The 6,412-nt window shown below is 36.0% G+C and carries 8 protein-coding genes and 1 pseudogene; 3 read left to right on the top strand and 6 right to left on the bottom strand.

The features are described 5' to 3' along the window. Nucleotides 1–119 precede the first annotated feature (119 nt). The 3 genes and pseudogenes from tnpA to IV57_RS12690 form a co-directional block, all read right to left on the bottom strand. Nucleotides 120–582, bottom strand: a pseudogene (gene tnpA, locus IV57_RS12680) (IS200/IS605 family transposase). 121 nt (nucleotides 583–703) lie between these two features. After that, nucleotides 704–883, bottom strand: a complete 180-nt coding sequence (locus IV57_RS12685) for an iron-sulfur cluster assembly accessory protein (protein WP_057881893.1) — start codon at nucleotides 881–883, stop codon at nucleotides 704–706. 60 nt (nucleotides 884–943) lie between these two features. Then, complete coding sequence (locus IV57_RS12690) at nucleotides 944–1,525, bottom strand: TetR/AcrR family transcriptional regulator (protein WP_057881894.1); 582 nt, start codon at nucleotides 1,523–1,525, stop codon at nucleotides 944–946. Nucleotides 1,526–1,759: 234 nt separating this feature from the next. On the opposite strand from IV57_RS12690, the gene IV57_RS12695 reads away from it, so the two are divergent. Next, nucleotides 1,760–2,143 (top strand): VOC family protein, encoded by a 384-nt coding sequence (locus IV57_RS12695; RefSeq protein ID WP_057881895.1) that lies wholly within the window; start codon nucleotides 1,760–1,762, stop codon nucleotides 2,141–2,143. A 165-nt stretch (nucleotides 2,144–2,308) separates the two neighbouring features. Continuing rightward, nucleotides 2,309–2,536, top strand: coding sequence for a type II toxin-antitoxin system RelB family antitoxin (relB, locus tag IV57_RS12700; protein WP_057881896.1), 228 nt, complete (start codon nucleotides 2,309–2,311; stop codon nucleotides 2,534–2,536). A gap of 139 nt (nucleotides 2,537–2,675) precedes the next feature. On the opposite strand, the gene IV57_RS12705 is transcribed toward relB, so the two are convergent. Both IV57_RS12705 and IV57_RS12710 read right to left on the bottom strand, forming a co-directional pair. Next, on the bottom strand, nucleotides 2,676–4,730 hold the full coding sequence (locus IV57_RS12705) for a heavy metal translocating P-type ATPase (RefSeq protein WP_057881897.1): 2,055 nt from the start codon (nucleotides 4,728–4,730) through the stop codon (nucleotides 2,676–2,678). Beyond that, nucleotides 4,727–5,149, bottom strand: coding sequence for a CopY/TcrY family copper transport repressor (locus tag IV57_RS12710; RefSeq protein WP_057881898.1), 423 nt, complete (start codon nucleotides 5,147–5,149; stop codon nucleotides 4,727–4,729). The genes IV57_RS12705 and IV57_RS12710 overlap by 4 nt, the downstream gene beginning before the upstream one ends. Nucleotides 5,150–5,315: 166 nt before the next feature. On the opposite strand from IV57_RS12710, the gene IV57_RS12715 reads away from it, so the two are divergent. After that, nucleotides 5,316–5,951 (top strand): hypothetical protein, encoded by a 636-nt coding sequence (locus tag IV57_RS12715; protein WP_057881899.1) that lies wholly within the window; start codon nucleotides 5,316–5,318, stop codon nucleotides 5,949–5,951. 42 nt (nucleotides 5,952–5,993) lie between these two features. On the opposite strand, the gene IV57_RS12720 is transcribed toward IV57_RS12715, so the two are convergent. Further along, nucleotides 5,994–6,293 carry a hypothetical protein gene (locus IV57_RS12720; protein WP_057881900.1) on the bottom strand — a complete coding sequence of 100 codons (300 nt, stop codon included), beginning with the start codon at nucleotides 6,291–6,293 and terminating at the stop codon, nucleotides 5,994–5,996. Nucleotides 6,294–6,412: the final 119 nt, after the last annotated feature.

The raw sequence follows: 6,412 nt of genomic DNA on the forward strand, positions 1-6,412 counted from the left end.
CAAGTTAGCGCCCATGCCGGGCGCACATGAAGTAAGCATCCACCCGCATAGCGGGATGGCTTTTTTTATCGCCCTAGATGGGGCCCAGCAAAGAACTATCAACCACTATTCATCATATTTTATTTCTTAAACGGGTCAATATATTCTCTTTTACCTATACTATCTCTCACTCTATCTTCCGATTCTTGTTCTCTTATATATTTCGCTATGGTTTTTTGGTTTAAACCTACAGTACTAACATAATATCCTTAAGCCCAAAAATTTTTATTTCCATAGCTATATTTTATAATTAGCATGTCTCTCATGAATTATTACTGCACTCCTCCCCTTAAGATATCCCATGAAAATTGAAACACTCATTTTAGGTGGAATTTTTATAAGCATATGTATATGATCAGGCATCACATGAGCTTCGATTATTTCTACATCTTTCAGTTCACATAGTCTTCTTAAAATCCTTCCCATATCTTGTTTTAAATCCCCATATATCACCTTTCTTCTGTACTTTGGAGTGAACACTATGTGATACTTACAATTCCATCTTGTGTGTGCTAAACTACTATCGTCATTTGATTTAGACATAAAAAAATCCCTTTCGCTTTGTAATCGGTTGGTAACCAATTATAAGTACGGCGAAAGGGATTTTTTAACGCTAAAGCTAATCTCACTCCCACACGTAAAACGTGTGGTTTTATTCAACATATTAAGAAAGATAGCGACCGGTGTCTCCATTAAAGAAGATCAAACCTTCCTTTGAATTAATAGCATTGTCAAAATCATTTGGAATCAAATCATTTCTCACAACTAACAAATTAAATTTCAGCCCATTCTCCAACGATACTTTAGAAAATGGTCCCACACCATCATCCAAATCTAAAACCAAACTATCATTTCGGTTTTGATCATATCAATTTTTTCAAGGCTTCTGGTGCAATTTTGATTGTCATACGGTTTTCTCTGTTCTCAATGCCTGAATTGTGGTGGCAACGATTTGACGAATATCGGTTGGATACTGATTATCACGAACAGCAACTTGAATGCCATTATGAATCGTTAATAACTGTGTCGCAATCCCACCAATTTCTAAATCGGCACGTAATTCATCAGCCACTGGTTGTAAAACTTTAATGAAACAAGCCGTTAGATGCTCGAAGAGTTTGTTAGAAACCTCATTCAACTTAGGATCGATTTCATCAAACTCACTCAAAGAACTGATCACCATACACCCGTCTGGATAAGGCAGCTTCCCCCAGTCCAGAATCAACAAGGCAGCAACTTTATTGTCCCAAGTTTGATCACTAGCCACGATGCCATCAGCAACTTCACTGGTAACAGCCACATAATGTTCCAAGGCTTGATAATACAGAGCATTCTTACTGCCATAAGCATTGTAAAGACTCTGCGCCTTGATGCCGGTCTCGGTAGTCAATTCTCGAAAACCAGTTGCTTGAAAACCATGCCGCCAAAAATATATCATGATTTGATCTAATACTACGTTTGAATCAAAGCTACGTTTTCTTGCCAAATTACTAACCTCTTTTAGATTATTTAACGTTCGTTCAACAATCATAGTATAAGAATACTATTAATCAATGTCAATATGGGACTTTACTAATCTTTAGAGTAAACGAATTCTAAGATAAGTTTGGATAGTAAAGATTTTTTTGAAATGACAAATTTACTTGAAGGTGCTATATTAGTAGCATACTTATTTAACTTAGTTAATAAAGCTAAAATAATAGATTGGGAGCGTTTGAAAATGAAAATTGAACATGTGGGATTATTTGTAGAAGATTTGGAAAGAACCGTTGAATTTTATCAAAAATTCTTTGGAGCAACAGCTTCAGAAAAATACCATAATCCAGTCAGTACCTTTTCTTCTAGATTTTTAACCTTTCAGGATGGAGCTAGATTAGAGGTCTGTACCAGAGAAGATTTGAATTCGAATAAATTATCTGGTTATCCATTAGGATATATGCATATGGCGATGTCGTTAGGATCAAAGAAAGCTGTGAATGAATTGAGCGAGGCAATTGAAAAAGCTGGCTATCAACATCTCAGTGGACCCCGTGTTACCGGTGATGGTTACTACGAAAGTGTCGTTTGTGATCCTGAAGGTAACCAAATCGAATTGACGATTTAAATATTGTCACAGTACGTTTATTCCTAAACTTATTAGATTTTTAAATATATGATAATCAAATTATAGAATAAAATTTATGTAATTTTATATTGTGAAGTAGTTAGTTATTGAAAAAATTTGTTCGACAGATTAAAATATATTTGAAAATAAGGTAGGTGACAAGTGATGGCAATTATTCCGTTCTATTTGAGTGAGCACGATGAAAAGTTAATCGAGAATTATGCAAAGTCTAAACATATGAGTGTCTCATCTTTTCTCCATTCTGTAGCAATGGATAAAATTGAAGATGACATTGATACTGAATTATATGAACGAGCTAAAAGTGAATTCAAGGATAATCCAGAAGATGTTACTTTAGCTGCACTGAAAAGAGAATTGAAGACATACTGTTAAGAGTATTTTTATGTTTGGTTATCACAAAAAAATGGACTATCTAGAATAAACTAGGTAGTCCATTTTTGTGATAACCAATGTTAAGAAAAGAACTAAATCACACTATATTATTTAGAGTTAATAACTCGTTAATTTAACACTACATCTTTAATGTCATTGCATTTAAAGCAACCACAACAGTTGAAAGTGACATGATAATCGCACCAACAGCTGGGCTTAAAATGAAACCAACTCCGGCAAGAACTCCGGCAGCAAGTGGAATAGCAATGATGTTATATCCAGCTCCCCACCATAAGTTTTCAACGGTTTTACGATAAGTGTTGTGTGATAGTTTCAAGAATTTGATGATATCGCTTGGATCACTGTTGTAAAGAATGACATCAGCGGATTCAATTGCAACATCGGTCCCAGCGCCAATGGCAACACCGATTGTAGCAGCAGCCAAACTTGGAGCATCGTTGATACCATCACCGACCATCATAACGTGGTGACCCTTGTTTTCTAATTCTGTAATAACTTTGTTCTTATCTTCAGGAAGTAACTCAGCCCGGAATTCATCGATACCCATTTGTTTAGCCATGATAGCGGCAGCGTCTTTATTATCACCTGTCAACATGATTGGTGTAATGTTTCTAGCTTTGAGTTCTTTAATGAATTCAACAGTATTCTTTTTGATTCGATCGCCTAAGGCAACGAAGCCAAGGACTTTCTTGTTAAGAACTAAGTAACTGATAGTATTACCCTTATCCAAGTATGGTTGGACTAAAGCTTTATCAATTGTAAGGTTATTTTCGTTTAAATATTTCATATTGATCAAGTAATATGTTTGATCATTTAACTCACCGCTCATACCATAACCCTTGATGGCTTGGATATTTTCCAAAGCAGTAGGAGCAACTTTTTTATCTTGAGCATATTGCACGATGCTGTTGGCGATTGGGTGACTGGAACCACTTTCGACACCAGCGATAAGAGCTAATAATTGCTGGTTATCAATTGAATCGTCAATCTTTTGAAGGCCATTAACTGTAAACTTACCTTCAGTTAAAGTACCAGTTTTATCCATAGCGATGTAGTCGATCTTACGACTATTTTCCATAGCTTGATTATCACGGATGATCAAACCATTAGTAGCGGCAATTGAAGTACTGCGTGACATAACTAGTGGAATTGCCAATCCTAAAGCATGCGGACAAGCGATAACTAAGACAGTAACCAATCTATTTAAAGCAGTGTTCATATCTCCGAAGATCAACCAGTAAATGAATGATAAAATACCAGCCGTTAATGCAGCATAGAACAACCAACTTGAAACTCTGTCAGCTAACATTTGGGTCTTGGAACGACTGCTTTGAGCGTCAGAAACTAACTTACTGATTTGTGAAAGATACCCTTCACCAGCTGATTTATCAACTTGAATTCTGATTGTTCCTTCACCATTAATTGAGCCACCAACTACTTTACTACCCAAAGTTTTTTTAACGGCTTTGGATTCACCGGTAATTAATGATTCATTAACGTAACTTTCACCACTGATCAAATGACCATCAAGTGGGATTGATTCACCAGCACGAATCTCAACAATATCAGAAACTTTGACCATGGAGATATCGTGATCCATAGTTTTGTCACCGTGTACCATGTGAACTTGGTTAGGAACTAAGGTAGCAATTTTGGAAAGTGCATTACCAGCACTCATCGTGGATTTCATTTCGATCCAGTGACCTAATAACATGATCACAATCAAGGAAGCTAGTTCCCAGAAGAAGTCCATAATGTGATTACTGGAGTGTAGCAAGTCATTTTCAACAAAAGCATAAAGACTGTAAATATAAGCCACACTGATACCCATTGTGATCAAAGTCATCATAGCGGGCTTTTTCTCAGCTAATTCACCTTTGGCACCAGTCAAGAATGGTTTACCACCATAGAAGTAAAGCGCAGTTGAAAGAATCAAAACGATCCAATCAGACCCTGGGAATTGAAATTGAAATGGAAGGTGTAATCCCATGAATGGTGACAAGATGAAGACGGGAATTGCCATAATTAGTGAGATCCAAAACTTCTGTCTTAAATCCCCCATATCCATCATGTGACCACCATGCATCATCATATTGTGACCGCCGGACATATCCATTTTTTCGTGATCCATATTCATATCCATATCTTTCATATTCTTCATCTCATCTTTCATTTCAAATCAGCCTCCAAACAATTGCAATCAACAACTTCAGGAGCTGATTTAGCTTTGTCAGTTAATGTTTGAATAATTTGTGCAATATCTTTTTGGGAAATCTCTGAATTTTCAACCAAATCATTGATAGCTAAACCCTTTTTCATACAACAGAGATCATCGAACAGATTGTTCACACTCTGATGAATCGCGGAATCTTCAGCAATCAATGGTTGGTAGATATAAGGACGATTAGCTTCATCAGCTTTTAAAAATTCTTTCTTTTGTAAACGAATAATCAGAGTTTTGATTGTGGCAGCTTTCCAATCAGTCTTTTTCTCAAGAATATCAATAACCTGGTTACTAGTAGCTTGACCTAAAGTCCAAATGATTCGCATCACTTGCCATTCAGCTTTGCTCATAGTTTCAACTTCCTTCATGTCATCCCCTGCTTTCTTGGTTTACATTTGTAATCCTTATCAACAAATACAGTTTACATCCGTAAACAAAAGATGTAAAGATTAAACTCTCACTTTTTTATTATTAGAAATAATTAAGTAACAGTTTATGCTAAAATTTGAGACAGTTATTTGAGGGAGGATTCTCATGATATCACCATTTTTTACTGCTCTGATCGTTATTTATTTTATCCATGACCAATTCGAATTCAGTTCTATTTCACGAGTTAGTTTTTGGATCATTCCGATTTTTACACTCTATCAATTTTTCCATACTATTACGTGGACTGGCACTAATTTGTCGATTGTTGTCTTGCTAGCTCTGTTCGCTACCGCAGTCGGTTATTATCAAGCTATCCATACTAAAATTCGACTAGAAGAAACTTCCAGTACCTTCTTCCGCGACACTAATGATAAAGAAGTTCCTATTTACAAAAAAGTTGTCACTGCTCAAGGTGGACGCAACTACCTCTATGGTTGGCTGATTGTTTTGGCTGTCCAGATATTATTGGAAGTTATCTACCTACATGAATCTTTGACACCGTTAAAAATTTGGGATGTCTTCTTTGAAGAAGTTCTGGCTGACCTATTTAGTTTTACTCGTTTTGTTGGTAGTAAACACACTAGCTGGATTGTCTGGGCTTTAACCTCCTTTACCAGTCTGAGTTATACCCTATGGATTGCTAAATTATCACCCATGGCTCGAAGAAAACTCTTTAATAGGGATAAATACGTTCGGATCAGTGCTGAAAATACTGATACCAAAAAAGCTAATCGAAAATAAACTTCGATTAGCTTTTTTATTTGATAATTAATCTGTTAGGTCCTAAATCCGCTTCACGTGAACCGCGTTGCCCCGCATAGCTTTAAATTGCATTAAAATGCCGATTCTATGTTCTTTACGATAGAAATCCCAGTCCATTTTTCTAACCCAAATCTTAGCACCTTTATCCCCAATATCGGATACTAAAATTTTGGAATGACTGAATGGATAAACAACTATCAATAATAATGAAAGTAAAAATCCATTCGTAAAAAACAATAAACCTACGATCATCATGACCGTAATGACATCTAATACAGTAACCCTGCGATAATATGACTTCGCTTGATCCAACGTCTGCATCTTAAAGTCCCCTTTTCGATAAACAACTCTTCCTACACGAACACTATAAAGCTAATGATAATTAATGGCCAACTGTTATAAGAATCTTAACGAAAATTACAAGAACAAGTTAGCCACTT

This window comes from Companilactobacillus kimchiensis (genome assembly GCF_001438805.1).
Taxonomy (GTDB): Bacteria; Bacillota; Bacilli; order Lactobacillales; family Lactobacillaceae; genus Companilactobacillus; species Companilactobacillus kimchiensis.